Here is a 2,269-nt window from a genome sequence, read left to right on the forward strand (position 1 = left end):
CCCGGTCTTGAGGAAGAGGAAGGGGGATCCCTGGAAGAAGGCCTGCCGACCGAATTGGCTGCCCCCATGAGTGAGCCGATCCCTGCCCCCGATGAAGATACTGCCAGTCCTGGCTCTGCCCTCTTCGAGCTTGACGAGCTAGACAGCCTGGATCGCGAACTTGCCGGCATGGATGGCGGCGAGCCGGTGGGGGCCTTCCACCCAAACGAGGGGGCGATTGGGGGGATGAGCCCAATGGCGGAGACCGGCAGCGGAGCGGCCCAAGTTCTGCTGCCCACGGCCTCCCTCCCTATTCCCAGTGCAGGCGAACAAGGGGCAAGAACCTCTGCCGGGATCGCCAACCGACCGATTGCGGATCGGCAATTGGCCATAGCGCTTATCCAAGGAGCGGTGAGCTTGGCTGCCGGGCTGGCGATTGGCCTTGGGATCCCGGCCAACGGGGGAGCTCGCTTGATTGCCGGGGTGATCGGAGGTGGGGTGATCGGCACAGGAGCAGGGGTTATCCTTGGAGCCGGCAGTGCCAAACAAGTTCGCTCCACCGCCCAAGAGCTGGCCAGTCATTTTGCCGCCTTGGCTCAGGGGAATTATTCAGTACGAGCCACAGTCAACACCCACGATGAGCTGGGGCGCTTGGCCGACAGCTTTAACCAGATGGCGGCTGCCATCGAAGCCAACTTCACCGAACTGAACCAGCGGGCTGCCGAGCAAGGGCAAGCTAAGGAAGACCTACAGCGCCAGGTGATTCGCCTGCTGGACGACGTGGAAGGAGCTGCCCGTGGAGACCTGACCGTGCGGGCAGAGGTGACTGCCGACGTGCTAGGGGCTGTGGCCGACTCCTTTAACCTGACCATTCGCAGTCTGCGAGACATTGTCAGCCAGGTGAAGCGGGCTGCTGCCGCCGTGAACGATGCCGCCTTGCAGAACGAGGACTTTGCCCGCAGCCTCTCTGCCGATGCTTTGCGCCAGGCGGAGGAGATCTCCAACTCCCTCAACTCCATTCAGGAGATGACGGACTCCATTCAACAGGTGGCCAGCAACGCCCGCGAAGCGGCCAACGTGACCGCCCAGGCCACAGAAGCAGCCTCTCGAGGCGGAGAAGCTGTGGATCGCACGGTGCGTGGCATCCTGGAGATCCGCGAAACCGTGGCAGAAACCACCCGCAAAGTGAAGCGATTGGCGGAATCCTCGCAGGAAATTTCCAAAATCGTGGCTTTGATCTCTCAAATTGCCTCTCGCACCAACCTGCTTGCCCTGAACGCCAGTATCGAGGCGGCCCGAGCCGGGGAATCGGGACGGGGTTTTGCCATTGTGGCCGACGAAGTGCGACAACTGGCCGACCGAGCCGCCAAAGCCTCGAAGGAGATCGAGCAGATTGTGTTGCAGATTCAATCGGAAACCAGCAACGTGATGACGGCCATGGAAGAGGGCACCCAACTGGTGATCGAGGGGACGCGGCGGGCCGAGCAGGCCAAGAACAGCCTGGACGAGATCATCGAGGTCAGTCGCCGGATCGACGAGCTGGTGCGGGCGATCTCTCAGGCCACTGTGCAACAGACGGAAACCTCTCGCTCTGTGGCGCAGGTGATGCAATCGGTGGAGTTGACCGCCAACGAGACTTCTAAAGAGGCGCAGAAGGTGGCAACTTCGCTACAACAGTTGGTGAGCATTGCCCGTGAGCTGCAAACTTCTGTCGGTCGGTTCCGGGTTGGGGATGAATGAGCAAATTTGCTGTTTTGAGGGCATTCTAGGGGCAAGGATCCCCATGAAGGAGAAGTCCCCGCTCTTCAATGGCAGTGGGATCCCCCTGTTGCAACTGTTGGCCGGACTTTTCGCCCAGGCGAGCCTCACCCTGTCCGGTCTGTTATTACTGAATGAAAACTTGTGGGCTGTAGGAAGGGCCTCCTGCCATGAATGAAGAAGCACAGAAGCGGATCCTCAGTTATTTCATCGAAGAAGCCCGCGACCACTTGGCAACGATTGAACAAGTGCTCCTCAGCCTGCGGGACAGCATGAGCGATCCCGAGCTGATCAACGAGCTGTTCCGAGCTGCTCACTCCATCAAGGGGGGAGCTGCCATGCTGGGTCTCACCAGTATCCAACGGACGGCCCACCGCATGGAAGATTTTTTTAATATCTTTCGCTCTCGCCCAGGCGGAGTGCCCGTCGATCAGCACCTGGAAACCCTGCTGCTGCGGGCCTTTGATGGGCTTTCGATGTTGTTGGAGGAGCTGCAGAGCCCCCGCGGCCTCACCCAGGAAGTCAGCAACAC

At 60.4% G+C, this 2,269-nt stretch carries 2 protein-coding genes; both read left to right on the forward strand.

Annotated features, from left to right (window positions below):
- The coding region (locus tag NW856_RS08905) for a methyl-accepting chemotaxis protein (protein WP_414399875.1) at positions 1–1,719 on the forward strand (1,719 nt) is incomplete at its 5' end.
- Between the two features lie 188 nt (positions 1,720–1,907).
- A partial coding sequence (locus NW856_RS08910; RefSeq protein ID WP_414399876.1) for an Hpt domain-containing protein occupies positions 1,908–2,269 on the forward strand: 362 nt, incomplete at its 3' end.

This window comes from Synechococcus sp. R3-13, from assembly GCF_047462195.1.
In the GTDB taxonomy this organism is placed as follows: Bacteria; Cyanobacteriota; Cyanobacteriia; order Thermostichales; family Thermostichaceae; genus Thermostichus.